Source organism: Paenibacillus sp. FSL H7-0350 (assembly GCF_038593195.1).
Lineage (GTDB): Bacteria > Bacillota > Bacilli > Paenibacillales > Paenibacillaceae > Paenibacillus_AQ.
In genome coordinates, this window is the sequence record NZ_CP151972.1 from 1,439,139 (window position 1) to 1,463,763 (window position 24,625).

A 24,625-nucleotide genomic window follows, 5' to 3' on the forward strand; every position below is an offset into this window, starting at 1 on the left:
CTTAGAATAAAGCCAGCTGTTCCTGCTCCGCCAGAATATTGCCGATGAAGCTGCGCCGGTGCATCGGAGTTACACCAAGTAGCTTGATCTGTTCACGATGCAGCTTGGTAGCATATCCTTTATGTACTTTAATCCCATAATCCGGGTATAATTCCTCCCACAAGCCCTCACAGAGCCGGTCACGGGTCACCTTGGCTATAATGGAGGCGGCAGCAATCGACTGGCTGTTGGCATCCCCTTTGATGATGGCGCGCTGCGGCAAGGGCAGTTCCACCTTCTCCGCATCAATCAGCATATAGTCCGGCTGCTGGCTTAAACCTTCTACCGCCAGGCGCATCGCCAAACGCGAAGCCTGCTTAATATTAATTTCATCGATCACCGCTGCCCCCACATGCCCTAAGCTTACCGCCAGCGCCTGCTCCATAATGGTCTCATACAGAGCATCCCGCTTTTTGGCCGTCAGCTTCTTAGAGTCATCCACACCCTCAATAATCAGCCCCACCGGCAAAATTACCGCTGCAGCCACCACATCCCCGAACAAACACCCCCGGCCCACTTCATCCACACCTGCGATGTGACGGAAAGATTGTCCCCAGCCTTCTTTTTCATACCCAAGCATATCTATCTCACTCATCGTCTCTCCACCTGCCCACTAAAATTAAAATAAGCTACATCTATGATCTTCCTACGAATATATGACAGAATGCGAATCCCAAAAGAGCTTCGAACTTGCACTCATTTCCATCCAATCCCAGTCTCAGAATCTTAAAATTCTGCACTGAATACAACAATCCCTTCATTAATACTGCGCAAATCCAAAAAAGTTGTATGAAAAACAACACTTCTGCTGCTCCGTCCAATATTAATAGAGAAAAGTTGCAATTCTTACATGATTGCTTCACGCATCTTCTCATACCCCCACCCTTGTTCTCTCCAACTCTCCCAATGTCTTTTCGCGCTCCTTCTCACACTTCACAGCACTAACGACTTCCAGCCCATTCTTCCTCAACCCTCTAATACGCAAAAAAAGAACCACCCCACATTCACGGATGGCTCTTCCATTCCATACTACATTCTACTATTCAGGTGTCTCCAGCGTGAAGCGTCCAAGCTTCCCGGCACGAAGCTCATGCAGCAGCGCGCGTGAAGCCTTCTCCAGATCTACACGGCCACCGCTCATCAGACAACCGCGCTTACGCCCTACCGCTTCCATAACGGCTACGATTTCATCCGGGTTCTCTAAGTCCTCCGGCAGCTTACTGATATCGAAGCGCTCCTTGAACCGGCTTCCGTAATCCTTCACCAGATATTTCACCGCATAATAAGCGATATCCTCAATATTCAGGATTTCTTCCTTAATGGCCCCGGTTACTGCCAGCTTATAGCCTACCGCCTGGTCCTCGAACCTCGGCCAAAGAATCCCCGGCGTATCCAATAGTTCCAGACTACCGCCGGTCTTAATCCATTGCTGGCCCTTGGTAACCCCCGGACGGTCACCGGTAATTGCAATATTTCTTCCTGCCATCCGGTTAATGAGAGTCGATTTGCCTACGTTGGGAATGCCCACAATCAGTGCCCGCATCGCACGCGGATTCATGCCCTTGGCAATTTGCCGGTCGATCTTGTCCTTTAGCAGCAGCTTCACCTGCTCCGGAATTTCTTTAATTCCAGTGCCAGTAGAAGCATCTACCGGATAGGCAACATGACCCTGCTCCTTGAAATAAGCCAGCCACTTGCGCGTAGCTTCCGGATCGGCCAGATCTGCTTTATTTAGAATAATCAGTCTTGGCTTGTCCCGCAAAATATCGTCAATCATCGGATTGCGGCTCGAAATCGGCAGACGGGAATCAAGCAGTTCTATTGCAACATCAATTAGCTTCAGCTTATCCTCGATTTGCCGTCTAGCCCTCGTCATATGACCAGGAAACCATTGAATGGCCAATGCCGTCACCTCCTTTGACTTCTGTCAGCTTCGTAATGAATTAATGATTTATTAATGAAATATTCTTCACCGGCCAGAAAATAAGGTCTGCACGGCCGACAATATCCCCCAGCGGCACATAACCGATCATCCGGCTGTCCGTGCTGTCAGAGCGGTTATCCCCCATTACGAACACATGGCCTTCCGGCACCTTATTGTCCGTAAACTGCTCATTCGGGAAGTTCTTATTGTTGTACAAAATGTTGTTATTATGCGCATCATCAATCGCGCCTTGGATGTACGTTTCGTTCACAGGCTCTCCGTTAACTGTAACGACATCCCCTTCAACTGTGACTGTGTCGCCTGCCACACCAATGACACGCTTAATGAAATCCCGGCCCTCTGAAGGCACATGGAACACAATGACTTCTCCGCGCTCCGGCTTGCGGATATCGTAGAGAATTTCGTTAACAATCACTCTTTCGCCGGTATGGAAGTTAGGCTTCATGGAAGGGCCGTCTACGATAAACGGTTTGAACAAAAGCCAGCGTATTAGAATAACCAGAACCAATGCAATCGCTATCGCTTTAATCCATTCCAGGACTTCATTCTTTGGCTTCCGGGGGCTCTGGCCGTTTGAATCAATCACTTCGCCTTGCCCTTGCTGCAAATCCTGCTGCATAGTTCACCGTCCTCTCCAATAATTGTTATCTCCACTATACAATACAAAAAAGCTCCTGCCAAAAACTCCCCCGCGATTACTCCTTCAGGAGGCCTTTTCGGAGAAGCTGTTCCTAAGGCACATATGTCTAAAAACCCACAAAGTGATGCTTGAACTTCGATTCTTACTCAGGTACTTTGCGGGGAGCACAATTCTTTAATTACAAGAAATAAACGAAAGGGGCTTGAATTCAAGCCCCTTTCCTTTGTCACTATTCTAGCGACGAATTTCTTTAATTCTTGCAGCTTTACCGCGCAGGTCACGAAGATAGTACAGCTTCGCACGACGAACTTTACCGCGGCGAGCCACTTCGATTTTCTCGAGTTTAGGGGAGTTAACTGGGAATGTTCTTTCCACACCAACACCATAAGAGATTTTACGAACCGTAAAAGTCTCACCGATACCGCCGCCGCGACGTTTGATTACAACGCCTTCGAACAACTGGATACGCTCACGAGTTCCTTCGATAACTTTTACATGCACCTTCAAAGTGTCACCCGGGCGAAAACTCGGGATATCTTTACGAAGTTGCTCTTGTGTAATTGCTTGTAGGATATTCATTAAGGACTTCCTCCTTCCGTACAGGTGTTCTTGCCTCTTCCGGAGAGCCGTTGCTCTCCCTCATTATCCGCAGAGGACCACCGTATTCCACACAACAGAAGTAATTTTATCATAAAAGACAGGCTCATGCAACATATATTTATTCTTTAAAGCGGCAGCATATCCCGTTTCTTCGCCTTCACCTTGCAATCCTTGCAGAGTCCGACCACACTTCCGTCATCCTGGGCATAAAAAATCAGCTTGCCGTTCTTCTTCTTACAGGAGGAGCACTGCTGATCCGCAGCATTCTGCTTGGCCTTACGGTGCCCTTCCATAGAAATCACATTACTGGCCTTCCCCTGCTTCGGCGCTTCAGTCTGTTCTTGGCTCATCCGGCTGCGGTACACGGTATAGACAACTGCGCCCACCAACACAACGATCAGGAAAGCTGCATACTGCATTTGGCTCATCCGCCCCTCTGACTTGTTCAGTCAAAATAGTAAACAGACCGTCTCCCGGGTCTGCTTCCGTGCCGGCCCTCCAGCTGTCACATTTCATTCTTCCGTTCCTTAATCTAACGCTAGTGTACCATAATGCAGAGTTGAAATGTAGCCGCAGGCTTACTGGACTATAGTCCAGTACAACAACCCGCCGCCAGGCTGTTATCCAGTGTTTTCCCATAATATATAATACTGAGTATACATAAGCAAATAATCATGCCTTTAGGAGGGCCTATATAATGAAGAAACATCACAGCACAGCAATTATTGCAGCAATGGCCGTATTTTCTATTGCACTTACCGGCTGCCGGGAGCTTCCCGGCAAGGAAGCAGCGGATAGCCAACTGGAGCAGACGATCTCCGGCAGCTTCACCCAGGAAGCGGCAGAAGCCGTGAAGCAGAGTCTCAGCGATGCCAGTGATGCTGTAGGCGACGCCATCGAGAACACAGCGGGCATGATTGAAGATCAAATGAACACTAGCGGAATCAGCCGGAAGTTCTCCACCTCCCTGCCTATTGCTTCGGCTTCTGTCCTTAAGTTAGATAATTCGGTGGGGGAAGTCGCAGTGGCGCCCGCTTCAGGTGACGAGATTACTGTCCAGGCCACCGTCATTGTCCATGAGCAGACAGGCCACAAGCTGGTATCCGGTGTACTGGATCATACGGAAGTTTCTATTGAACATAAAGGTGACGCTCTCATCGTCTCTGCTCATGGTGAAGGCAATGCAAAGAAGGATCTCTGGGAATGGGCGCAGCATGAGTACGGCGATTCCAACTTCAGCATTAATTATGTAATCGGGATTCCAGAGACCGTTGACCGGTTTGAGATTGATAATAATGTAGGCACCGTTCAGCTCCGCGGGCTCGAGGGGACTTTTGAGATTAACAGCAATGTGGGCAGCATCATCCTTCAAGACACCGTGTTCACAGGCAAGTCCAGTGTGGAGTCGAATACGGGAAGTATTGAGCTTGGAGTATCCAGCATGACCAAGGGCAGCAGCCTCAAGGCCAAGAGCGATATCGGAAGAATCTCCGCCGATCTGTCAGCATCAACCGCATGTACGGTCAAAGCCCGCAGCGAACTTGGCCACATCTCCGGCGCTGACAACGGTACATCTAAGGATTATAATGGCGGCGGTCCGCTGCTATCGTTAACCACGCAGATCGGAGCTATATCCGTTAATTAACAGCCTCTACCTTGAGCGCATTTTACCCGTATACTATATCATCCTATAATTTATTCACGCAAAAAGTGGGCCTTCCTGACTTCCAGGAGCCCACTTTTTTGTGTTGTTCAGGCCATCGTCAGATTAGCGCAATCGCCAGAAGCGTGAACAGGCTCAAGGTAAGGATCTGACTGCCGTAGCCATAGTATCCGCCATAGTAGTTTCCTGCACCGCCCGGATAGAAGGCCGAAGTTTGCATTCTACCATTGCCCTTTGTTTTCAGATACACATTATTCCGGTCCACATCCACAATAATTCCTTCATGACGTTTGCCGTCAGAAGTCATAATGCGTACACGCTTATCCTTGCAATGGAGACAATTATAATAAGCTTCCATCTGCTGTTTCCTCCTTAATCGTGGTTCTGTATCTTATGAGGGGAGGGATAAGCCGGTAACGGCTATCGTCACGCAGCAGCTGTCTATAATTAAATTAGCTGTGAAATGAATAACTTGTGAACATTGTGTATCAATTTTGTGTAAAAAGGGGTAATATTAAAGTAACAAAACAATTAACCGCTTACGGTTGTGAACAATCTTCTACAATCCATAAGGAGGCAGGAATCATGAGTACAGCAGGCAGACGTTTTATTAATGAAGGAGTACTGCGGATCGCCTGGTTTATCATTTTCGCTTCGCTCACCTACACGGTGCGCAATTATACTTGGGCCATTGTATTGCTTATGGTTGTTGCCTTGTATTCACTGGTTACGGGAGTCATTATGCTTACCCGCCGGGATAGAGACAGGGGCAGGTTCTAGTTTAACCGCACATAGCCTTATCACCTAAATAAAAACACTTCCTACAGAGCGTGCTGCGCTGACGGAAGTGTTTTTTATTTTAAACGAAAACGGGAATAATCGGAGTAACAGGATTTGAACCTGCGACCTCACCCACCCCAAGGGTGCGCGCTACCAGGCTGCGCTATACCCCGACATTTCAAATCAATCCATTCCTTCATACTTACGTCTGCCGCATACCTACGATTAACATACGTTCATCTAATACATAATATGACTGTAAGCGGTTACTAACTACTTATACTATAAATATACCTCACTAGTGCAGTAGTTTCAAATAGAGTTCAGCGTTTTTATGGAGTTCAATATTTTTTCGGATGTTATTAAAATTTAATGGATTTTCCGTAAAGGCTGTGCTATACTCTTGGCACAAGGAAAGGAGGTGCGTTCACATCAAGCATGACATGCTGAACGTATCCCTTACCCGGACCAACGGCTGAATGGTTTAGCCTTGGTGGCGCGGGATACGGATCAAAGTTACAAACTAGCGCCTCGGGTAGAGAGACCGTCTTCGGACGGTCTTTTTTATTTACCTGCTTATTATCTAAAAATAACCGCTTGAGCCATCAGGACCTTAAGTCCTTCTGTTCAAGCGGTTATTGGTGTAATCTGCTGTATTACTGAGGCTATGGAACCTGATACCAGGGTCTAATTCATTCCTTGCACATCTTAGTTATGATTTACGATTCTTATAGAAATCGATAATATCACTTACTGTGCGGAGCGGCTCCGCTTCTTTGTTGTGGACTGTGTCCACGGCTGGCTTGAATGGTTCATGCGTATTCGTAGTCACTTCAGTCATTCCTTTCGATAGTTAAGCTAGCTGTGTCTTAAGCTGCATCTACTCTTGCGGCGCCTCTTATTATTACCCCTCTACATGGGTACCGACACACCCCTGCTTCTATTTTCAAATAAAAAGCTACTCTTCCTGCCTACCTGTCACATTCATGAAACATGTCTTACAATCCCCAGCACACAGCAAAAAACGCCTCCCTAACGTAATATACGTTAAAAAGACGCCAGCTATGACTCTATTCAGGCCCAAATTTACAGTTAATTATTCTTAAGGCTTGCCTGCTCCTGCAGCCGCTTCAGCGTCTGCTTGTCCTTCACTGTCAGCTCAGCCGTCTCCAGCAGATCCGGTCTGCGTTCGAGGGTACGCTGAAGCGCCTGCTCACGCCGCCACACTTCGATATTGGCATGATGTCCGCTGAGCAGCATGTCCGGCACCTTCCAGCCCCTGAACTCTGCCGGCCGGGTATAATGCGGGTACTCCAGCAGCCCGGTGCTGAAGGAGTCAGAGATTGCAGAGGTCTCGTTACCCAGCGCCCCCGGCTGCAGCCGCACGATCGAATCTATTACGGTCAAGGCAGGCAGCTCACCGCCGGTCAGCACATAGTCGCCAATCGACAGCTCGTCCGTCACCAGATGCTCACGGATTCGCTCGTCATAGCCCTCATAATGACCGCAAATGAAGATCAGGTGCTGTTCCTGTGCCAGCTCTTCGGCGATCTGCTGGTTATAGGTCCGGCCCTGGGGGCACATCAGAATAATACGCGGCTTCACTGCCTCTGTATCCCCGTTGTCCCCATGCTCCCCGCCAGCGTTATTCTGAGCCAGCACATGCTCCACCGCTGCGAAGATAGGGTCAGGCTTCAGCACCATGCCTCCCCCTCCGCCATAAGGCGTGTCATCTACGCTATTATGCTTGTTGCCCGAGAAGTCGCGGAAGTTCACAGTGTTCAGTGAAGCAATGCCTTTATCACGGGCCTTACCGAGAATGCTGGTGCCGAAGACGCCTTCACACATATCCGGGAACAGCGTCAGCACGTCGATGCGGATCATGGGAGCAGCCCTTCCATGAGATGCACGGTGATTTTTTTGTCTGCAATATTGACGTCCAGCACTACATCGTTAATAACCGGAATCAGAATATCCTGGCCCTTCTTCGGCTTCACTACCCAGACATCGTTGGCCCCGGGCTGCAGAATCTCTGTAATCGTTCCCAGCGGCTGGCTGGCATCTTCATCCGTGTAGACTTCACAGCCTACGATCTGGTGGAAGTAATACTCGTTCTCCGGCAGCTCAACCAGATTATCACTAGGCACCTTGAGCATACTGCCTTTGTATTTCTCGATCTCATTAATATTCGTATACCCCTTCAGCTTGGCGATATACATTCCTTTATGTTCTTTCGCCGATTCTATCGTAACCTCGAATTTCGGGCTTCCGTCTGCGGGAATCAGCAGCAGCTTGTTGCCGGGTGCAAACCGCACTTCCGGGAAATCGGTATGCGACAGGATCTTGACCTCTCCGCGAATGCCGTGCGTATTCACCAGTCTGCCTACGGTTAACTCTTCTGTCATGTGTTCATCTCCTTCACGTTGATTGCGTACAGCTAATAAATTCTTATATTTTCAACAAAAAGGAGCCGGGATATACTATCCCTAGCCCCTCCTTGTGCGCATCCTTAAGATAAAATATCCACGGTAACGCGTTTATCACTTTTGACTGCTGCAGATGTGACTACGGTACGAAGCGCTTTGGCGATCCGTCCCTGCTTGCCGATGACCTTACCGACATCATCAGGATGCACGGAGAGCTCATAGACAATCAGGTGATCCTTCTCCACGGTCCGTACGGCCACATCCTCCGGATGATCCACTAAAGCCTTAGCAATAACACCAACTAATTCTTCCATAGAGGACCCTCGCAATCAGTCATTATTTCTGAAGCTTTGACTCATGGAACTTCTTCATCACGCCAGCTTTGGAAAGCAGGTTGCGGACGGTATCAGATGCTTGTGCACCTGTCTGAAGCCATTTAAGAGCCTTCTCTTCGTCAATCTTAACGACTGCCGGTACTTCGATCGGATTATAATAACCGATTTCCTCGATAAAACGGCCGTCACGAGGAGACCGGGAATCGGAAACCACTACACGGTAGAAAGGCGCTTTATGTGCTCCCATTCTTTTCAAACGAATACGTACTGCCACGAAATTCACCTCCTTAAAAGAATATCGAAATATAGGGAAAGAGTTTGGTAAACCTTTTTTCGATCCCTCCCAAACCCTCCCTTCCCGAAGGGAGGGCCCCAAGGGCTCTGCCCTCTGGACACCCGCTAAGTGCAACTAGCGTAGGCGTTCAGATTGGCGGGACTTGGATGGGTTCGAGCGGAGACCGCTTTTCCTCCCTGCGGGATACGCTTGACTGGCGGCGTTCCCTGGCAACGAGGTTTTAAAGATTTTAAGATCAAAAGATTAAGGTCAAAAGACTACTCGATCTTCTGATGTTGTACTATTTCAGATCTATTAGAAAGACTAAAGGTCAAGGTCAAAAGATCATTCGATCTTCTGATGTTGTACTATTTCAGATCTAGGGGTAAATCTTAAACCTAGAACCTAAACATTAAACCTGAAAGATTAAGGTCAGCGGAACGGGAACTTCATTCCGCCTTTGCCGGCAAGGCCCTTGAGCTGCTTCATGGCGTTCTTCTTACCACCCTTGCCGCCTCCGCCGCCCATCATGCCGGAGAACTGCTTCATCATCTTGCGCATTTCATCGAATTGCTTGATGAGCCGGTTCACCTCAGCGACGTTGGTACCGCTGCCTGCCGCAATACGCTTGCGGCGGTTGTGGTTGATAATCTCAGGCTGGGCTTTCTCGGCCTTGGTCATGGAATGAACAATGGCTTCGACACGGCCCATCTGCTTATCATCCACCTTCAGGTCCTTCATGCCCTTGGCCTTGTTCATGCCGGGAAGCATATCAAGAATCTGATCGATCGGTCCAAGCTTCTTCACTTGATCCATCTGCTCCAGGAAATCATCGAACGTGAACTCTGCATTGCGCATCTTACGTTCCATTTCCTTGGCTTTTTCGGTATCGATGTTGGCCTGAGCCTTCTCGATCAGCGACAGCATGTCGCCCATGCCGAGTATCCGTGAAGCCATCCGCTCCGGATGGAACGGCTCCAGCGCATCGATCTTCTCGCCGAGAGCGGCGAATTTGATCGGGCAGCCGGTGACCGCCTTGACGGATAACGCAGCACCACCACGGGTGTCACCATCAAGCTTCGTAAGCACTACGCCGGTAAGTTCCAGCTGCTTGTTGAAGCTGTCCGCCACATTCACGGCATCCTGACCGGTCATGGCATCGACTACAAGCAGCACTTCGTCTGGAGTTACCACGTTATGGATCTGCTTCAGCTCTTCCATCAGCTCTTCATCAATATGCAGGCGGCCTGCCGTATCGATGATGACATAATCCAGGTTGTTATCCTTCGCATGCTGAACACCTTGTCTGGCAATCTCTACCGGACTGGTCTGATCACCCAGCGAGAAGACAGGAACCTTGATCTGTTCTCCGAGCACCTGTAGCTGCTTGATTGCAGCCGGACGGTAGATATCGGCGGCTACGAGCAGCGGGCGGTGATTGCCCTTCTGCAGCAGCTTCGCCAGCTTACCGGATGTGGTCGTCTTCCCCGCGCCCTGCAGACCCGTCATCATGATGACCGTCGGCGGCTTGTTCGACTTAGCCAGCTTCGCCTGGCTTCCGCCCATCAGCTCAGTCAGTTCCTTGTTCACAATATCGATGATAACCATGCCTGGCGTGAAGCTGTCCATCACTTCCGTGCCAACAGACTTCTCTTTCACCTTAGACACAAAGTCCTTGACGACCTTGAAGTTAACATCGGCTTCCAGAAGGGCCAGCCGCACTTCACGCATCGCTTCGTTTACGTCATCTTCGGATACTTTCCCTTTGCCGCGCAGTTTGCTGAACACATTCTGCAATCTTCCGGTTAATCCTTCAAATGCCATAGGCGGCTCGCTCCCTTCTTCCTACTCTAACTTCTGCAGCTGTTCCATGAGTTCCATGAACTGCTGTTTATATTGCTCAGGCAGCATTGCCGTATCCTGCAATCTGCGCAGTTCTTCTAAGTATTTGTTGCGGTCTTCATGCTTGGACAGGAGTCCAAGCTTCTCTTCATAATTCTCAAGCACTTGCTCCGCCCGCTTAATATGCTCGTACACAGCCTGGCGGCTAATTTCAAATTCCGCTGCGATCTCCCCCAGGGAGAAATCATCATGGAAATAATATTTGAGAAACGTCTGTTGCTTGTCAGTAAGCAGCCGTTCATAGAAAGCAAATAACAGGTTAATCCGGTTGGTTTTCTCGAGCCTATTCTCCTGACTCATTAAGGGCACTCCCTTCGTCAAGGAAAAACACTTTACAGCTTCACAACGTCCCTTATGATACCGAAAACAAAGAAAGATGTCAAGTCTTTTTACTTGTCATCTTTCACTTTGCCCAATACCGGCATTCCCGTGTTGAAATCAGGCGCCATACCTGCCCTAACTTCCCGCATTAATGAATAGGGAGAATGTATAACAATACAACGAAGAAGTGCAGAACGGTTCCGGCAAGCACGAATAAATGCCAGATTGCATGATGGTACGGGAAGCCCCGCCATACATAAAAGACGGTGCCGAGGGTGTACATCAACCCCCCTGCTACCAGCAGTGTCATCCCGCCACTGGCGACAGCCTGGGACAGAGGGCTCCAGGCGATTACGATCATCCAGCCCATCGCAATGTAGAAGATGGTGGACATGAACAGGAATTTTTTGACGAAAAATGCCTTGAAGAAGACACCAAACACCGCCACTCCCCAAGCGATACCGAATAAGGTCCAGCCCAGCGGTCCGCGGATCGCCACCAGCATAAACGGGGTGTACGTTCCGGCAATGAATAAATAAATCGAGGAGTGGTCAAGGAATTCAAAGAAATCCTTCGCCTTCCCCTCCCTGAGACTATGCACCATGGTTGAATTAAAATACAGCAGCAGCATAGTAGCGCCGTAAATGGAGAAACTGACTACATGCCAAGCCGTGCCGTTCTGAACGGCATATACGACCAGCATCACCAGCGCAGCAATGCTTAAGACGGCGCCGATCCCGTGAGTAACCGCATTAGCTACTTCTTCCTTGCGGCTGTAAGTGTGAGTATTAGCCATACCACGATTCCTTCCGTTTGCGGTTTCCTTCTATTATAGCCGTTTCTCCGAAGTCCTTCCAGCTTAGGGACGCCGCAGGGCAGGCTGCTGCTGTATCATTTAATCGCTTAAGAAGCCATCATTTGCTGATGCAGCAAGGCTTATTCAAATCTTATAGCTTGTAGAGCTCTGTATACTTCGCTTCCAGATAATCTGCCAGATAATCGGGATTCAGCGGTTCGCCTGTGACTTGCTCGATAATCTGGGAAGGGGTCAGGCTCTGGCCGTAGCGGTATACCTTGCCCGTCAGCCATTCTTTGATCGGCAGCAGGTTACCGGCAGCAATCAGCTCTTCGAACTCCGGCAGCTCCTTGCGCAGAGTGTTCAGCATCTGGGCCGCATACATGTTACCCAAGGAATAGGAAGCGAAATAGCCGAAATCTCCACCGGACCAATGAACATCCTGCAGCACGCCAAGCGCATCCGTAGGCGGTGTAATACCTAAGTATTCCTGATACTTCGCGTTCCAGGTCTTAGGCAAGTCCTTGACTTCAAGCCCTTCATTGAAAATCAGCTTCTCAATCTCATAACGCACAATAATATGCAGGTTATACGTCAGTTCATCGGCTTCGATCCGAATGAAGGAATTGCCTACGCTGTTGATTGCCCGGTAAAAGTCTTCCATCTCCACGTTCGCAAGCTGCTCCGGGAAATGCTGCTGCAGATCGCCATAGTAACGCTGCCAGAAGGCCCGGCTGCGGCCGATCATATTCTCCCACAGTCTGGACTGGGATTCATGAATTCCCATGGAGGCGCCCTGTGCCAACGGTGTACCGATCAGCTCTTCACCGAAATTCTGCTCGTACAGAGCATGTCCGCCCTCATGCAGCGAACTGAAGATGGAGCTGGTCACATTGTCGAGCAGATAGTTCGTTGTAATTCGGACATCGCCGGGGTTCAGGCCCGTTGCGAACGGATGCACACTCTCATCCAGACGTCCTGCCTCGAAATCATAACCCATCTGTTCGAGTAAGAAGAGGCCGAACTTCTCCTGTTGCTCCTTGGGGAAGATTTGGCTCAGGAATTCGGTGTCCGGCTTGTTCGGCGAAGCATTGATCGCTTCGGCCAGCGGAACAAGACGGCTGCGCAGACGGGTGAAGATGGCATCCACCTTCTCAACCGTCAAATCCGGCTCGTACATATCCAGTAGTGTGTCATACCGCGAGCCTTGTACGCCCCAGTAATCAACGAACTCTTGTTTGAAGGCCACAATCTTGGTCAGATATGGCTCGAAGGAGGCGAAATCATTATCATCCTTAGCCTCTTCCCACACGGTCTGCGCATGGGCGGTGAGCACCGAATATTCCTCGAAGGTCTTGGAAGGAATGCTCTTGCTCCGCTGGTACTCCTTGCGCGTATCCTTGACAATCTTATTCTGATTGCCGTCCAACTGCTCCGCTACTTCCGGGCGGCTGAGATACTCTGTGAACGCTCCAATCTCCTCAGATACCTGGAGTCTGAACGCCTCTCCACTCAGCATACCGAGCGTGGCAGAACGGGTCTCTACGCCTTTGCGGGGCGCGCCTGTACGCAGATCCCAGCCCAGAAGTCCAATTGCTTCATAATAGCCTCTGATTTTAAATAATAGCTCGCTGAATTTATCCCATTGTTCCCGGACCTGCTGTTCCATGTCTGAGCACCTGCCTTGTCATTTTTTTCTACTCCTCTTGATGATACTTTTTATAATCGGTATAATCAAATTCGGGCTGTTTCTCTTCAAATTTGAAGCAGTTAACGGCTCACAGGCACGGAGACAGACTCCGCTTAGATTTTGCAATATTTGATTACAGGTAGCCCTTTATGTTCACGGCTAGACGCAGTACAATGAATTACAGTTTAATCAATTAAGGAGGCGCATGCTCATGAGTCAGATTACAGACATTATGGAGTTCAACAAGCATTTTGTAGAGGAAAAGGCATATGAGAGCTATCTGACCAGCCGCTTCCCGGATAAAAAAATGCTGATCATCACCTGCATGGACACCCGGCTTGTTGAGCTTCTGCCTAAGGCCATGAATTTCAAGAACGGCGATGTCAAAATCATCAAGAACGCCGGAGCCGTCATCTCCCAGCCGTTCGGCAGCGTTATGCGCAGCGTCATGGTTGCGCTATACGAGCTGGATGCAGACGAAGTCATCGTCGTGGGGCATTATGAATGCGGCATGGCTTCCCTGAACGCGGACAAGATGATTAACTCTATCAAGGAGCGTGGAGTGTCTGATGAAGTGCTCAGCACCCTGGAGAATTCGGGAATTAAGCTGACGAAATGGCTGCGCGGGTTTGACAATGTCGAGGAAGGGGTAATTCAGACTGTGGAGCTGATTAAGCGCCATCCCTTACTCCCCCCAAACGTACCTATTCACGGCATGATCATCGATCCGGCTACCGGAGCGCTTGAGCTTGTCTCGGACGGCTACGCGGACTAAGGCAACTCTCTGATACTGCTGTTTGCGCGGGTCCCGGACCCGCGCTTTTTTTGTGTCCGGGTTCATAGGCCAATGCCGGATGATAACATTTATATTTGTGATAACAAGTGGAAACGGCTTTGCCGTCCTTTTAAGGACGATACCGTTTCAGCGAGAAATAGAAGGATAAGTTATCGTGTGAAACATATAAATTCTTATATTTTAAAAATTGAAACCTTAACCTCCACTCTTCGTATTATCAGGCATACGCCAGGTAAACTGGGTGTTACCAAACTTCTAGGAGGTTCTCGTACTAAATGAAACCAATGAAACGTGTAATGATGATTGTCATGGCCTTCACACTGTTCTTCGCCGTCACTGTTCCTGACTTCGCAGATGCCCGCCGTGGCGGGGGCTTCAAATCAGGAAGCCGGGGGTTCACGACGACCCCGAAGAAATCAACAACGAATAATGTGAAACAAAGCGATAGCACCAAAGGCAGTACCACTGGTACTGCTGCGAATGCAAACCGCGGCTTCTTCAGCGGCGGCGGACTGATGAAAGGCCTGATGATCGGCGGGATCGCCGGCTTCCTCTTCGGCGGAATGTTCGCCGGAATGGGTGCTTTTGGAAATATCATAGGATTCCTGATTAACATGCTGGCCATCTACTTCGTGATTACGCTGATTATGTCCTTCTTCAAGCGCAGACAGGAACGACGCAGAATGCAGGAAAGAGACGGACGCTACTAATGGGTGTTACCGTTCTCAGTATGGACGAGATTATCAATGCGATCTGCCTGCATATGGCGGAACGCAAGGCTGTTCGGGTGGAGGAAGTCCAGGTGGAACTGAGCTGGGACGAGGACACCGGATACACCGCAGAGGTCTGGATACAAGGACGCAGCCAGTACCTGGTAGAGTCCAACATGATTGAGTCCATTCTTCGCTACGTACACAGCGAATACGGCATCCGAGCCTACCGTGAAGATGTTCGGCTGGAGCTGGACGAAGAGATTACAGCAGTTGTGAACACGTAAGCGTTGAAGACTTGATCGAATAAAGGGATGACCCCGGGTAGCGGGGTCATCCCTTTTATTTTCTTCTGCTGTTTAGTTTCCCTACCTTTTATTGTCAGCGCCTTATATCCACAAGATAATTTATCCTTCCGGCGTATGGAACCCGGCCAGTACATCGTCCCTGCCAACCCGCGATGCGCCGCTTCCGTGCAGCTCAGCCCAAGGCACACGCTGCTGCCTCAGAATCGCCGCAGTTCCTTCAGAAGTGTACTCCGCATACCTGACCGTCTGCTCATTGGCAGGCTCGCCCCAATGAGCCCAGCCTTGGGGGTGGATATGCTGGCCCATCCGGCAATCCACAAAGACAGTCTTGGCATGCTCCCGCCATGGGCGGCCCAGGAATACAGGAGCTGTGCCCGGCTCAGCGCTCAGATAACAATGGCTGAACACGTAGCCGTAGGCCTGCCCTTCGGGAGTGGAGGCTGCCGTGATGTAGCCTGCATGGCCTCCGCTACCCCGCAGGCTGTGCAGCGTACAATGCTCGAAGTAGGCCGTTGCTCCGCCAAAAATATAATCTACCGTTCCCTCAATGTGACAGTGCTGGTACAGCTGGCGGTACTGCGCGTGCTGCTCCCTGAGCGGAATCCCGCCGAACAGCAGACGCTCTCTGGGAGCCGGCGGCAGCGGACCAGTGAACAGTGTGTCCTGATGGCCCTTGAATGTACAATTTCGGAATACCGTCTCATCACAATGGGCGTACACCGCCACAGCCTGTCCTACCTCACTGCCTTGTCCCGCTGTATTAGAAATAGTCAGATTCTCCAGCACCAGCTTCTGGCCGCCCAGGAACAGGGTGGGAGTGGCAAAGGTCCCGATCTCTTCCCCCTTCTCATCCAGCTCCCGGGCATAGCGGTTCATCGTGATCTCCACTTGTCCGATGCCGATGATACGGAGACAGGAGCGGTAGACCCGCACCTCCTCCTTATACACTCCCGGCATAATGTAGAGCGTAGCCTCTATGTCCGGGTCCAGCCGTTCCAGGGCATCGACTGCCGCTTGAATGGTAGAGTAATCGCAAAAGCCCTCCTTGCCCACCAGCATCCCTTTTCCCATCCCCTCTCAGACTCTAGCCTTCGCATAAACCCTACTTACTTACTTCTGTGTCAGTTTGTATGCAGCTTCATATTCTTCGGTGATCTTGGTTCCGCCGGAATCCTTCCAGGTCTGTACGTCTTTCTTGAAGGTCGCCTCATCGGATTGGCCCATGATATATTTGAAGGTAGCATCTGTGATGATCTTTTGCAATTCCGTTCCCTGTTCATTGTTGGTTGCCGAATCTAGGGGAACAGTCGGGTCAAGCACAGCGAACTTGTCATTCTCGCGGATCAGCTCATTAGCCAGCTGCTTCTCAGGGTTCGCATCCTTAAGCGTATAGGCAATCTCACTAGGTCTGCTGGAGGAGAAAGGCTGCACATCCGCCTGCCACAGCTCGGTGTTCAGAATCTTGAAGGCGCCGTTCTCATCGTATTCAAAGTGAGTGCCTTCAATCCCGCCGGTCATAAGCATGAACGCCTTCTCATCGATCAGGTCATTGACGAACTTCAGCAGCCGCTTGAGCTCTGCTTCGGTCTTCACCTCTGATTTCGGAAAAGCCATCAATCCGCCGATCCCGCTGCCCTCGGACCAGATATGATACTGTTCATCTCCACCCGAAATCTTGTTCACCGGCACCAGCTCCATGCCCGGCTGCAGATCCTGCGCCAGTGTTCTAAGACTGGTGATGTCCACCATACCGGTATAAATCCCGGTTTTACCCTGTGCGAATTGCTGCTGCTGGTCTGATTTGGCTGTAACTGCGAAGTCCTGCGCCAGATATCCGTTCTCGTAGAGCTTTCTGGAGTAATTCATCGTGTCGATATACTCTTGTGTATCGAATTCAGGGGTAAACTTGCCGCTATCATCCACCTTCCAGCCATTCGGCGTGCCGAAATAGGAGCTTAGTGTTTTGAAGCTGCTGTATTTCAGCTCTGATCTGTCCCCGAAGCCTGTCGTATCCTTCACACCGTTGCCGTCCGGGTCGTCCTCTGTGAACGCTCTGGCTACTTCATACACCTCATCCAGCGTCTTCGGAACCGGCAGACCCAGCTTATCCAGCCAGTCCTTGCGGAAAATTAGACCGGAACGCGCCAGATTCTTCTGGAAAGGAACGCCGTACAGTACGCCTTCAATCGAAGCCGCTTCCTTCAGCTCAGGAGCAATCTTCGCCAGATTACTGAACTCTGCGAGATACGGCCCCACATCCCAGAACAGCCCTGATTTCAGTGAGCTTCTAACCGATGAATTGGTCATCATGGTCAGGGTGACAATGTCTGCAAGCTCCCCGGAGGCCAGCGCCGTAGTGATCCGCTCTTCCTTGGAAGCATCGGGCACCCAGTTGAAGGTGATTTTGCTGTTGGTATATTCCTCAAGCAGAGATTTGATCGTATCGGTCGGCGGTGACGCCGTGTGCAGAATATTCAGCCAGGTTACTTCGAGTGTCGAGTTCAGATCCTCTTCAGCGGCATTCTTCTTCTCTTCCTTGTCTCCGCCGCAAGCCGAGAGCATAGTGGTAGCCATTGTAGCGATTGCAATTAGAGTGACCCATTTTTTGTTCATAACACTTCTCCTTTGGTAGATAGAAATAGTTAGCCTTAGCCTTAATACACGCCGTCTTCGCCCATCTTCTTGGCCAGCTTGTTGGAGAGCATCACGAGAATTAACCCGACAACACCCTTGAACAAACCTATCGTGGTGCTGAAGCTTAATTGCCCGTTCTTCAGGCCCGCCGTATAGATATAGGTATCGAAAATCTCAGCGACACTGCGGTTCAGCGAATTCAGCAGCAGATACATATGTTCGAAACCGAGATCCAGCGTGCTGCCGATTTTGAGAATCAGCAGAGTAATAATCACGGGACGGATGGCCGGCAGTGTAACATGCCAGGTCTTACGCAGACGGCTTGCCCCGTCCATCTCTGAAGCTTCATAGAGCTGCGGGTCCACTACAGTAATGGCTGCCAGATAGATAATGGTCGACCACCCGAGCTCCTTCCAGATAATCTGCAAGATATAGATCGTCCGCAGCCACTCGGAGGAGGTGAGGAAGCTGATTTTGTTGCCGCCGAGACTTGCGATCAGCTCATTGATGACCCCGCCATCCACCGTCAGGAACACATACGTAATAGAGACAATGATGACCCAGGACATGAAGTGCGGGATATAGATAATCGTCTGAATCCAGTTTTTGAGATAGCGTCCCTTCAACTCGTTCAGCATCAAAGCTACAATAATCGGCAGAGGGAAGAAGATCACAATGTTCATGGCAAACAGAATCAGGGTATTGCGCAGCAGCTGCATGAACGTAGGCTCCGTAAATAACCGGATGAAATGCTTCAGGCCGACCCACTCACTCCCGGTAATTCCCTGGAACGGCTGATAATTCTGGAACGCAATGATCAGCCCGCCCATGGGCAGATATTTGAAGATGATGAAATACAGCAGCCCGGGCAGGATCATCAGATACAGCAGCTTGTATTTGTTCAGAGCCGTAAGAGCGCGTGCGCCTTTCCCCTTTTCTATGGTCAGATTTGGTGTTGCGGTGATGCTTGTTGCTTTCACATGTCAGCCTCCTTTGCTCGTTCCTGTTACGATCCCAGCGTAAGAAATTTCTTACATTACGTATATAATCATTATGTGATAGCGTTTACAGAACCCGCGTGGCTGCGGGATTAAGGCCGGTCAGATCTCCTCTGAGGATTATCTGCCTAGGCTAATGATTATTCTGCGGAGGCGTGCTGCACAGGGCTGGTCTGCGAACACCTCATGCCCGGATTATATACGTAATTTCTGCCCCTTGTTACAGTGAAGAGGTACTGAAATACGAGGAGGATCACAGAATGAACCATAGCTCACGTAGAAAAGAATCAGTCGGCGGAAGGATCTTCACCTTCGTTAACGCAGCCATACTCGTTCTGATTGCGCTTGTCTGCTTATTGCCCTTCATCAATATCATTGCCAGCTCCTTCGCTACCACCCAGGAGGTCATGGCCAAGCGGTTCATCTTATTCCCGACCACTTTCTCTCTGGATGCATACCGCTACATTCTCTCGACGCCTACCATCTTCCGGGGACTCGGGGTATCCGTGGGTGTCACTATTGCAGGAACCGTAGTCAGTATGCTGCTTACCGCGCTGATGGCCTACGGCTTGTCCAGGAGATACCTGCCTGCCCGCAATACGATTAACTTCATCGTCGTCTTCTCCATGCTGTTCAGCGGCGGAATGATTCCCACCTTCCTAGTCGTCAAAAGCGTCGGCCTGATCAACTCGTACGGGTCCCTGATCTTCCCGGTTGCCGTCAATGCCTTCAACATGATTATCATGCGCAACTTCTTCCAGGCGCTGCCTGACAGTCTGGAGGAGTCCGCCAAGATCGACGGGAGCAATGACTTCGGAATCTTCATGCGGATTATGCTGCCGCTGGCCCTGCCTTCCATCGCCACCATCTCCCTGTTCTACGCGGTTGCTTACTGGAACACGTACATGAACGCGATCCTCTACATGAATGATTCGGCAAAATGGCCGATCCAGGTGCTGCTGCGCCAGATCGTCATTGTCTCCAGCGGGATGCAGGCCGAAGGAAGCTCAGTCGATATTGTGCCGCCGGCCCAGACGATCAAAATGGCGGTCATTGTCATCGCCACCGTGCCGATGCTGGCCGCTTATCCTTTTGTTCAGAAGCATTTCACCAAGGGCGCTCTGCTCGGAGCAGTCAAAGGCTGACGGTCCGCCGTTCAGCTTCCATCCAAAAATATAGAACATATGCAGAAACGGTACCGCCTTGAAGCAAGGACGGTACCGTTTCTGCATGACCCCTGATACAAGCTCCTAAGCCAATATCCCCTATTCCCGCTAAAATCAACCACTACTCGCCCTGCTTCAGCTTCCGGTAAGCGCCAGGCGTAACCTGCTCCTTCTTACGGAAGGAACGGATGAAATTCTGCGGATTATGATACTGCAGCCGTTCGGCAATCTCCTTGATCGTCATATCCGTCTCCGTCAGCCACCGTTTGGCCATCTCCAGGCGGTAGTTCATGAGGTATTCGCTGAAGGCGGTGCCGTACTCTTTTTTGAAGATGCTGCTTAGATAATTCGGATTGTAATGAAGCCGCTCGCCGATCCCCTCCAGCGTAAGCTCACGGTCATATTCCGCGTGCACAATGTCGGTGATCTTATCCGAGAGACAGCGGAACTGCTGGCTGGTCTTGTCCTTCATGCTGTACATCATGGGGTAAATAACCTCCTGCACCAGCATCCGCTCCATCTCTTCGGGATTCCGGATGTCCAGCAGGCGGTGATACAGCTTATTATTATCCTGTGTCAACAGGACGCTAACTCCCAGATGCTGTTCGAGCTGGATCAGGTTATTCACGAGCCGCACCAGCATGACCTCGAATTTCAGAGTGCTCTTGTTCTTGCCCATCAGCTCCGCCAGGAACGGATAGAGCGCAGCGGTGACCTGCTCCTTATCCCCCAGCCGGATGGCATTGAACAATTGCGTCTCCAGCTCTGCCGGATAATGCAGCGACACCGGACCGGAGACGACCATGGATATATCCTCATAGAAGATAATCGATTCCTTACCCAGATTCAGCCGCTGATGCAGGGCCTGCTTGCTCATCTCCCCGGCTTCCTTACTCTCTAACAGATTGCTGTAAAAGTTGCTGATGCCGATACTGATCGACACCTTAAGATAATCGCGCACCGCCTTCAGCAGGGCTGCCGCATAATCAGTCACTTCCTTGTTCATCCCGGCATCACTGTACCCGGCGAAGGTCAGGATCGTGGCCTGGGTATCATCATTCAGGATAATAGGCAGCAGCCGGTGCCCAGGCGGGATTAGCTCCTCCACCATCTTATTGACGGCAAGCAGCAGGACATCCTTGTCCGAAGCCTCCCGGCCGCCCATACTATCCAGCTGAATCAGCATCGCCGCATATCGGCGCTTCTCTGACAGGCTGTACCCGAACCGGAGCAGACTCTGCTCCAGCTCCTCTGCCGAGACGCGGCTGCGGAACAGATTAAGGATCAACTGTGTCTCTAGCCGGGGCATTTCCGATTCGATCAGACTCTCAAGCGAAGCCTTCTCCGAGATCATCGTATCAATAGAATGCCGGATATATTCCAGCTCATTCCTGGAATTCATCTGCGGAATAACCGGCAGACTGCGCTTGAGCTGCTCAATCGGCTTGGTGAAATATTGGGAGATCATATAAGCCACCACCCAGATCAGGAGAATCAACAGCAGCCCCATCGCGGAGATCCCGAACTTGGTCATCTCCAGAGAGCGGGTAATCTCCGCCTGATCCAGTACAGTAAGATAAATCCAGTTATTATACGAGGACTTGGCATAGATAAGCTTAAGGCTGTCACGGCCGGAGATCTCCTGTTGGACCGTCCCCTTGTCCTCCATGGAATTGATCGTTCCGGCAAGCCGACCGAATTGCTCCGGGGCTAACAGCCCCTTGCCAGGATCGGATTCATACATCAGTTCTCCATGCTTGTTCAAAATGTAGACGTAGGCATCCTCCTCGCTCTTCATCGTGGCATTCAGGGTATGTAATGAAATGTCGGATAAGGCAATCGCCTGCTTCTTACTGGAGAACACCGGCAGTGTATTCACGAACCGGATGCCCTTGTCCGTCTTCATCCAGAAGAGGCTCTGCTCCTGATTCTCAATATACTGCTCCCGGAGCTGCTGGACCTCTTCGGCACTGAGATTGCTGAGCTTCTCATTCAGGATCTGCCAGTTCTGCACCAGACTGATCAGCGAATATTCCGTCCCTTCAGCCGCCATGGAGGCGATATAATTCAGCTGCGAGTTCACATTCCGGTAAGCGATGAAGTCTTGCTCAGTAATGGGGTGGGTCACAACCTCCTGAAAAGAGCTGGTGGTGCTATAGGTGTTGAACGCATATTCTATCGTTTGGATCTTATGCTCCAGATTGTTCTTGATCTGCTCGATATAGCTCTGCTTGCTGCTGGAGAACCGCTCGACCACTGAATCGATGGTACTGATGTAGATATAGCTTCCGAAGCCGACCACCAGTCCCACGCCCAGAATTAATATAGGAATAAAGATGCTGTAGAACATTCTTCCTTTGCTCATTGTGTTTCCCCTTTGATTTGATAGACTCCATTAAATTATAGCGTTTTCATGAATGCGGTTCCATGATTATTTTCACGTGTGCAATTTGCAGATCTCCCGGTGAATATCATCCGCACAGCTGAAAAACCGGATCAGCGATAGGCTGATCCGGTCCTTTCACATCCTGGGGCTATGAGCCTTGCTTAGAGTAACGAAATCGCCAGCAGCTCGAACAAGACCAGCGGCATAATCACATTGCTGTTCACCGTACCGGGGTACGGGTAGCCCGGGCCAGGATATCCTGGACCAGGATAAGGCTTATAGTATGGGTTGTAATATCCGCGGCCCATATCCGTGGCTATGGTTACAGCCAGGTACATATGCTTGCTGTCCATACCGGCAATCGTACCCTCATGCATCTGACCGTCAAGGGTCTGCACCTGCACTTTGTGATTCAGATACGGCTTACAAGACTGGTGAAGCGAATCGCGGACCCCGTTCAGATGCTGAACCACCGCCGGGTCTGCCTGATAGATTACCGACGTTTGCTGGCCGGAAGAAGTTGTCGACATAAGTGGTTGACCTCCGTGTAATTGGATTTGCTTCATACTATGCACCTGCCCAGTCCGGTGTGCCTAGCCTGCTTCCCGCCGTTCATACTATCCGCATACTCAGACCAAACAGCCGTACACCGGAAAGTCCGGTATACGGCTTAGTTATTAATACTCTACAAGTGCTTTACTCTGGGAATAAGGACAAAATCACCCTGAGGGCGAGTAAGATTACCTTCGCGCGAGCACAATGTATGCTGTTTTTAACATACATTCAGGCCGCATGCCTGCTTGCGAGCACAATGTATGCTTTTTTTGATATACATTTGGTTCAACACACACCTTTTCCACAGCAGCAGGAAACTATAGTTTCCTAATATAATTAAAATGCCACGCCGATTCCGCCCTGCCCGGCATAGGTTCCCATCACGGGTCCCATCGTGGACAGAAGAACCTCCTTGAAGGGATGCTTCTCCAGAATACGCCGCTTGATCTCCAGCGCCAGCGTCTCACAATTGCTATGCACAATTGCGATTACCGCCTGCTCATAATCATGCTGCTTCTGGTCCAGCTTGGCCAGCAGATGAGTCAGTGCCTTGGGCAGTCCGCGCGTCTTCTCGACCACTTCAACGATACCCTCGTCGCTGATCTTCAGGAGCAGCTTAATGTTCAGCACGGAAGCCACAGCGCCGGAGATCCGGCTCAGCCGTCCGCCCTTGATCACATTTTCCAGGGTGTCCAGTGTGAAGTACGCAGTCGTCTCTTCGACCTTGCTTAGCACTCTGTCCTTCAGTTCAGCCAGACTTGCTGCGGTGAGTGACCATTTGGCCGCCATAGCGACAATCAGGGTCAAGCCGCCGGAGAAGAGCTTGGAATCTATAATTTCAATCGCATTCGGATGTCCTTCTTCCTCGTACATCTCCTTGGCAATCATTGCGGTCTGATAAGTACTGCTAATATTAGAGGACATGCAGATGACCAGAATGTCAGTGCCTGCTTCCACTTGCTTGAAGCTGTCCAGGAAGGTCTGCGGACTCGGGCTTGCAGTCGTAGGCAACTCCTTCGATTCATGCATTTTGTCATAGAAATCCTTGGCATTCATATCATCCGGCATCAGCTCATGGCCGAAATGGACCGGCAAATGAACAATGGAGATGTCATACTGCTTCGTGTATTCAGGGGGTAGATCCGAACCGCTATCCGTTATTATCTTGATGGGCATCAGAATGCTCTCCTTTCAATTCTATACCATTATAGTTACCCTTTCCGGAGATCAATAGTACAATTTATAACTTGTCAAAATCAGAGTTTTGTGCTTAGTCCTAGTTGTGATATGGTTGAAGCATATGGTTACAGAAATGGAGTGTACTTAGATGAGCAAGAATAGAGTATGGAACCGCGGCAAGCATAATGGTGCCGGCCTGTCCAAGAAAACCCCGGCTGCCGTGGACACGGACAGCAGCGAAGAGTCTGCTCCGGCAGAGGAGACACAAGCTGAGGTTATTAACGAGCGGATTGATACGGTCAAGCCGATGAACCGCAGCAACTGGGTCACCCGGCCCGCCCGTGTGAAGCCGCAGAACCCGGAGCGTAAGAATTAAGCAGCTTAATGGCTGAAATGCTTCTCATTCTATGGGAGCATATTTACTCCTCAACCTTTCTTATCATGCAAGCAGAAATGGCTACGCCGTCCTTAAGAGGATAGCG

28 protein-coding genes and 1 tRNA gene are annotated in these 24,625 nt (G+C 50.3%); 7 read left to right on the plus strand and 22 right to left on the minus strand.

Annotated features, from left to right (window positions below):
• Position 1: 1 nt before the first annotated feature.
• From NYE24_RS06675 to NYE24_RS06695, 5 genes are all read right to left on the minus strand, one after another.
• On the minus strand, positions 2-634 hold the full coding sequence (locus NYE24_RS06675; RefSeq protein WP_342478325.1) for a ribonuclease HII: 633 nt from the start codon (positions 632-634) through the stop codon (positions 2-4).
• 444 nt (positions 635-1,078) lie between these two features.
• Entirely contained in the window at positions 1,079-1,942 is an 864-nt protein-coding gene (gene ylqF, locus NYE24_RS06680) for a ribosome biogenesis GTPase YlqF (protein ID WP_036701219.1), read from the minus strand.
• Between the two features lie 40 nt (positions 1,943-1,982).
• Positions 1,983-2,603 (minus strand): signal peptidase I, encoded by a 621-nt coding sequence (gene lepB / locus NYE24_RS06685; protein ID WP_036701218.1) that lies wholly within the window; start codon positions 2,601-2,603, stop codon positions 1,983-1,985.
• A gap of 255 nt (positions 2,604-2,858) precedes the next feature.
• Positions 2,859-3,203 carry a 50S ribosomal protein L19 gene (gene rplS, locus NYE24_RS06690; RefSeq protein WP_036701215.1) on the minus strand — a complete coding sequence of 115 codons (345 nt, stop codon included), beginning with the start codon at positions 3,201-3,203 and terminating at the stop codon, positions 2,859-2,861.
• 146 nt (positions 3,204-3,349) lie between these two features.
• Entirely contained in the window at positions 3,350-3,643 is a 294-nt protein-coding gene (locus NYE24_RS06695) for a hypothetical protein (protein ID WP_036701213.1), read from the minus strand.
• A 278-nt stretch (positions 3,644-3,921) separates the two neighbouring features.
• On the opposite strand from NYE24_RS06695, the gene NYE24_RS06700 reads away from it, so the two are divergent.
• Positions 3,922-4,869, plus strand: a complete 948-nt coding sequence (locus tag NYE24_RS06700) for a hypothetical protein (protein WP_051494052.1) — start codon at positions 3,922-3,924, stop codon at positions 4,867-4,869.
• Between the two features lie 118 nt (positions 4,870-4,987).
• On the opposite strand, the gene NYE24_RS06705 is transcribed toward NYE24_RS06700, so the two are convergent.
• Entirely contained in the window at positions 4,988-5,245 is a 258-nt protein-coding gene (locus NYE24_RS06705) for a hypothetical protein (RefSeq protein WP_036701211.1), read from the minus strand.
• Positions 5,246-5,472: 227 nt separating this feature from the next.
• On the opposite strand from NYE24_RS06705, the gene NYE24_RS06710 reads away from it, so the two are divergent.
• A complete protein-coding gene (locus NYE24_RS06710; protein ID WP_036701210.1) occupies positions 5,473-5,667 on the plus strand; it encodes a hypothetical protein in 195 nt (64 codons plus the stop codon).
• Positions 5,668-5,766: 99 nt separating this feature from the next.
• Here the strand turns inward: NYE24_RS06710 and NYE24_RS06715 are convergent.
• The 10 genes from NYE24_RS06715 to NYE24_RS06760 all read right to left on the minus strand — a co-directional run bounded on the left by NYE24_RS06715 (position 5,767) and on the right by NYE24_RS06760 (position 13,390).
• Positions 5,767-5,840 (minus strand) — tRNA-Pro (locus NYE24_RS06715).
• Positions 5,841-6,379: 539 nt separating this feature from the next.
• Positions 6,380-6,508, minus strand: coding sequence for a hypothetical protein (locus NYE24_RS06720; protein ID WP_341022736.1), 129 nt, complete (start codon positions 6,506-6,508; stop codon positions 6,380-6,382).
• Between the two features lie 251 nt (positions 6,509-6,759).
• Entirely contained in the window at positions 6,760-7,548 is a 789-nt protein-coding gene (trmD, locus tag NYE24_RS06725; RefSeq protein ID WP_036701255.1) for a tRNA (guanosine(37)-N1)-methyltransferase TrmD, read from the minus strand.
• Positions 7,548-8,072 (minus strand): ribosome maturation factor RimM, encoded by a 525-nt coding sequence (gene rimM / locus NYE24_RS06730; RefSeq protein ID WP_036701208.1) that lies wholly within the window; start codon positions 8,070-8,072, stop codon positions 7,548-7,550. Before rimM ends, trmD begins: the two co-directional genes overlap by 1 nt.
• Before the next feature lie 104 nt (positions 8,073-8,176).
• Positions 8,177-8,407, minus strand: coding sequence for a KH domain-containing protein (locus tag NYE24_RS06735; RefSeq protein ID WP_020432321.1), 231 nt, complete (start codon positions 8,405-8,407; stop codon positions 8,177-8,179).
• Positions 8,408-8,429: 22 nt separating this feature from the next.
• Positions 8,430-8,702, minus strand: coding sequence for a 30S ribosomal protein S16 (gene rpsP / locus NYE24_RS06740; RefSeq protein WP_036701203.1), 273 nt, complete (start codon positions 8,700-8,702; stop codon positions 8,430-8,432).
• A gap of 432 nt (positions 8,703-9,134) precedes the next feature.
• Positions 9,135-10,526, minus strand: a complete 1,392-nt coding sequence (ffh, locus tag NYE24_RS06745; protein ID WP_036701200.1) for a signal recognition particle protein — start codon at positions 10,524-10,526, stop codon at positions 9,135-9,137.
• Positions 10,527-10,547: 21 nt separating this feature from the next.
• Positions 10,548-10,904, minus strand: a complete 357-nt coding sequence (locus NYE24_RS06750) for a putative DNA-binding protein (protein WP_036701198.1) — start codon at positions 10,902-10,904, stop codon at positions 10,548-10,550.
• Between the two features lie 169 nt (positions 10,905-11,073).
• On the minus strand, positions 11,074-11,721 hold the full coding sequence (locus NYE24_RS06755) for a hemolysin III family protein (protein ID WP_342478326.1): 648 nt from the start codon (positions 11,719-11,721) through the stop codon (positions 11,074-11,076).
• Between the two features lie 151 nt (positions 11,722-11,872).
• Positions 11,873-13,390, minus strand: coding sequence for a carboxypeptidase M32 (locus NYE24_RS06760; RefSeq protein ID WP_036701196.1), 1,518 nt, complete (start codon positions 13,388-13,390; stop codon positions 11,873-11,875).
• A gap of 232 nt (positions 13,391-13,622) precedes the next feature.
• Here NYE24_RS06760 and NYE24_RS06765 point away from each other — a divergent pair, with 232 nt between their 5' ends.
• The 3 genes from NYE24_RS06765 to NYE24_RS06775 all read left to right on the plus strand — a co-directional run bounded on the left by NYE24_RS06765 (position 13,623) and on the right by NYE24_RS06775 (position 15,204).
• Positions 13,623-14,186 (plus strand): carbonic anhydrase, encoded by a 564-nt coding sequence (locus tag NYE24_RS06765; RefSeq protein ID WP_036701195.1) that lies wholly within the window; start codon positions 13,623-13,625, stop codon positions 14,184-14,186.
• Positions 14,187-14,491: 305 nt separating this feature from the next.
• Positions 14,492-14,917 (plus strand): hypothetical protein, encoded by a 426-nt coding sequence (locus NYE24_RS06770; protein ID WP_076160551.1) that lies wholly within the window; start codon positions 14,492-14,494, stop codon positions 14,915-14,917.
• Positions 14,917-15,204 carry a YxcD family protein gene (locus NYE24_RS06775; protein ID WP_036701193.1) on the plus strand — a complete coding sequence of 96 codons (288 nt, stop codon included), beginning with the start codon at positions 14,917-14,919 and terminating at the stop codon, positions 15,202-15,204. The genes NYE24_RS06770 and NYE24_RS06775 overlap by 1 nt, the downstream gene beginning before the upstream one ends.
• Positions 15,205-15,324: 120 nt before the next feature.
• On the opposite strand, the gene NYE24_RS06780 is transcribed toward NYE24_RS06775, so the two are convergent.
• From NYE24_RS06780 to NYE24_RS06790, 3 genes are read right to left on the minus strand one after another with little or no spacing between them, the layout of a single operon-like run.
• Positions 15,325-16,284, minus strand: a complete 960-nt coding sequence (locus NYE24_RS06780) for a pectinesterase family protein (RefSeq protein WP_342479209.1) — start codon at positions 16,282-16,284, stop codon at positions 15,325-15,327.
• Positions 16,285-16,335: 51 nt separating this feature from the next.
• Positions 16,336-17,838, minus strand: coding sequence for an extracellular solute-binding protein (locus NYE24_RS06785; protein ID WP_036701190.1), 1,503 nt, complete (start codon positions 17,836-17,838; stop codon positions 16,336-16,338).
• Between the two features lie 41 nt (positions 17,839-17,879).
• Complete coding sequence (locus NYE24_RS06790; protein ID WP_036733537.1) at positions 17,880-18,839, minus strand: sugar ABC transporter permease; 960 nt, start codon at positions 18,837-18,839, stop codon at positions 17,880-17,882.
• A gap of 278 nt (positions 18,840-19,117) precedes the next feature.
• Between NYE24_RS06790 and NYE24_RS06795 the strand changes: the two genes are divergently transcribed.
• Positions 19,118-20,002, plus strand: coding sequence for a carbohydrate ABC transporter permease (locus NYE24_RS06795; RefSeq protein WP_036701185.1), 885 nt, complete (start codon positions 19,118-19,120; stop codon positions 20,000-20,002).
• 142 nt (positions 20,003-20,144) lie between these two features.
• On the opposite strand, the gene NYE24_RS06800 is transcribed toward NYE24_RS06795, so the two are convergent.
• The 3 genes from NYE24_RS06800 to NYE24_RS06810 all read right to left on the minus strand — a co-directional run bounded on the left by NYE24_RS06800 (position 20,145) and on the right by NYE24_RS06810 (position 24,140).
• Complete coding sequence (locus tag NYE24_RS06800) at positions 20,145-22,388, minus strand: helix-turn-helix domain-containing protein (RefSeq protein ID WP_342478327.1); 2,244 nt, start codon at positions 22,386-22,388, stop codon at positions 20,145-20,147.
• Positions 22,389-22,570: 182 nt separating this feature from the next.
• Positions 22,571-22,939, minus strand: coding sequence for a hypothetical protein (locus NYE24_RS06805; RefSeq protein ID WP_036701181.1), 369 nt, complete (start codon positions 22,937-22,939; stop codon positions 22,571-22,573).
• 361 nt (positions 22,940-23,300) lie between these two features.
• Positions 23,301-24,140, minus strand: a complete 840-nt coding sequence (locus NYE24_RS06810) for a DegV family protein (protein ID WP_036701180.1) — start codon at positions 24,138-24,140, stop codon at positions 23,301-23,303.
• Positions 24,141-24,291: 151 nt separating this feature from the next.
• Here NYE24_RS06810 and NYE24_RS06815 point away from each other — a divergent pair, with 151 nt between their 5' ends.
• Positions 24,292-24,519: a hypothetical protein gene (locus NYE24_RS06815; protein ID WP_342478328.1), complete on the plus strand. Its 228-nt coding sequence runs from the start codon at positions 24,292-24,294 to the stop codon at positions 24,517-24,519.
• Positions 24,520-24,625: the final 106 nt, after the last annotated feature.

What these genes read in the sequence shown, in the direction of transcription:
- NYE24_RS06675 (WP_342478325.1), bottom strand. Translation starts at nt 634, where the DNA reads ATGAGTGAGATAGATATGCTTGGGTATGAAAAAGAAGGCTGGGGACAA.
- lepB (WP_036701218.1), bottom strand. Translation starts at nt 2,603, where the DNA reads ATGCAGCAGGATTTGCAGCAAGGGCAAGGCGAAGTGATTGATTCAAAC.
- rplS (WP_036701215.1), bottom strand. Translation starts at nt 3,203, where the DNA reads ATGAATATCCTACAAGCAATTACACAAGAGCAACTTCGTAAAGATATC.
- NYE24_RS06695 (WP_036701213.1), bottom strand. Translation starts at nt 3,643, where the DNA reads ATGCAGTATGCAGCTTTCCTGATCGTTGTGTTGGTGGGCGCAGTTGTC.
- NYE24_RS06700 (WP_051494052.1), top strand. Translation starts at nt 3,922, where the DNA reads ATGAAGAAACATCACAGCACAGCAATTATTGCAGCAATGGCCGTATTT.
- NYE24_RS06705 (WP_036701211.1), bottom strand. Translation starts at nt 5,245, where the DNA reads ATGGAAGCTTATTATAATTGTCTCCATTGCAAGGATAAGCGTGTACGC.
- NYE24_RS06710 (WP_036701210.1), top strand. Translation starts at nt 5,473, where the DNA reads ATGAGTACAGCAGGCAGACGTTTTATTAATGAAGGAGTACTGCGGATC.
- NYE24_RS06720 (WP_341022736.1), bottom strand. Translation starts at nt 6,508, where the DNA reads ATGACTGAAGTGACTACGAATACGCATGAACCATTCAAGCCAGCCGTG.
- rimM (WP_036701208.1), bottom strand. Translation starts at nt 8,072, where the DNA reads ATGACAGAAGAGTTAACCGTAGGCAGACTGGTGAATACGCACGGCATT.
- NYE24_RS06735 (WP_020432321.1), bottom strand. Translation starts at nt 8,407, where the DNA reads ATGGAAGAATTAGTTGGTGTTATTGCTAAGGCTTTAGTGGATCATCCG.
- ffh (WP_036701200.1), bottom strand. Translation starts at nt 10,526, where the DNA reads ATGGCATTTGAAGGATTAACCGGAAGATTGCAGAATGTGTTCAGCAAA.
- NYE24_RS06750 (WP_036701198.1), bottom strand. Translation starts at nt 10,904, where the DNA reads ATGAGTCAGGAGAATAGGCTCGAGAAAACCAACCGGATTAACCTGTTA.
- NYE24_RS06755 (WP_342478326.1), bottom strand. Translation starts at nt 11,721, where the DNA reads ATGGCTAATACTCACACTTACAGCCGCAAGGAAGAAGTAGCTAATGCG.
- NYE24_RS06760 (WP_036701196.1), bottom strand. Translation starts at nt 13,390, where the DNA reads ATGGAACAGCAGGTCCGGGAACAATGGGATAAATTCAGCGAGCTATTA.
- NYE24_RS06765 (WP_036701195.1), top strand. Translation starts at nt 13,623, where the DNA reads ATGAGTCAGATTACAGACATTATGGAGTTCAACAAGCATTTTGTAGAG.
- NYE24_RS06770 (WP_076160551.1), top strand. Translation starts at nt 14,492, where the DNA reads ATGAAACGTGTAATGATGATTGTCATGGCCTTCACACTGTTCTTCGCC.
- NYE24_RS06775 (WP_036701193.1), top strand. Translation starts at nt 14,917, where the DNA reads ATGGGTGTTACCGTTCTCAGTATGGACGAGATTATCAATGCGATCTGC.
- NYE24_RS06780 (WP_342479209.1), bottom strand. Translation starts at nt 16,284, where the DNA reads ATGCTGGTGGGCAAGGAGGGCTTTTGCGATTACTCTACCATTCAAGCG.
- NYE24_RS06785 (WP_036701190.1), bottom strand. Translation starts at nt 17,838, where the DNA reads ATGAACAAAAAATGGGTCACTCTAATTGCAATCGCTACAATGGCTACC.
- NYE24_RS06795 (WP_036701185.1), top strand. Translation starts at nt 19,118, where the DNA reads ATGAACCATAGCTCACGTAGAAAAGAATCAGTCGGCGGAAGGATCTTC.
- NYE24_RS06800 (WP_342478327.1), bottom strand. Translation starts at nt 22,388, where the DNA reads ATGAGCAAAGGAAGAATGTTCTACAGCATCTTTATTCCTATATTAATT.
- NYE24_RS06805 (WP_036701181.1), bottom strand. Translation starts at nt 22,939, where the DNA reads ATGTCGACAACTTCTTCCGGCCAGCAAACGTCGGTAATCTATCAGGCA.
- NYE24_RS06810 (WP_036701180.1), bottom strand. Translation starts at nt 24,140, where the DNA reads ATGCCCATCAAGATAATAACGGATAGCGGTTCGGATCTACCCCCTGAA.
- NYE24_RS06815 (WP_342478328.1), top strand. Translation starts at nt 24,292, where the DNA reads ATGAGCAAGAATAGAGTATGGAACCGCGGCAAGCATAATGGTGCCGGC.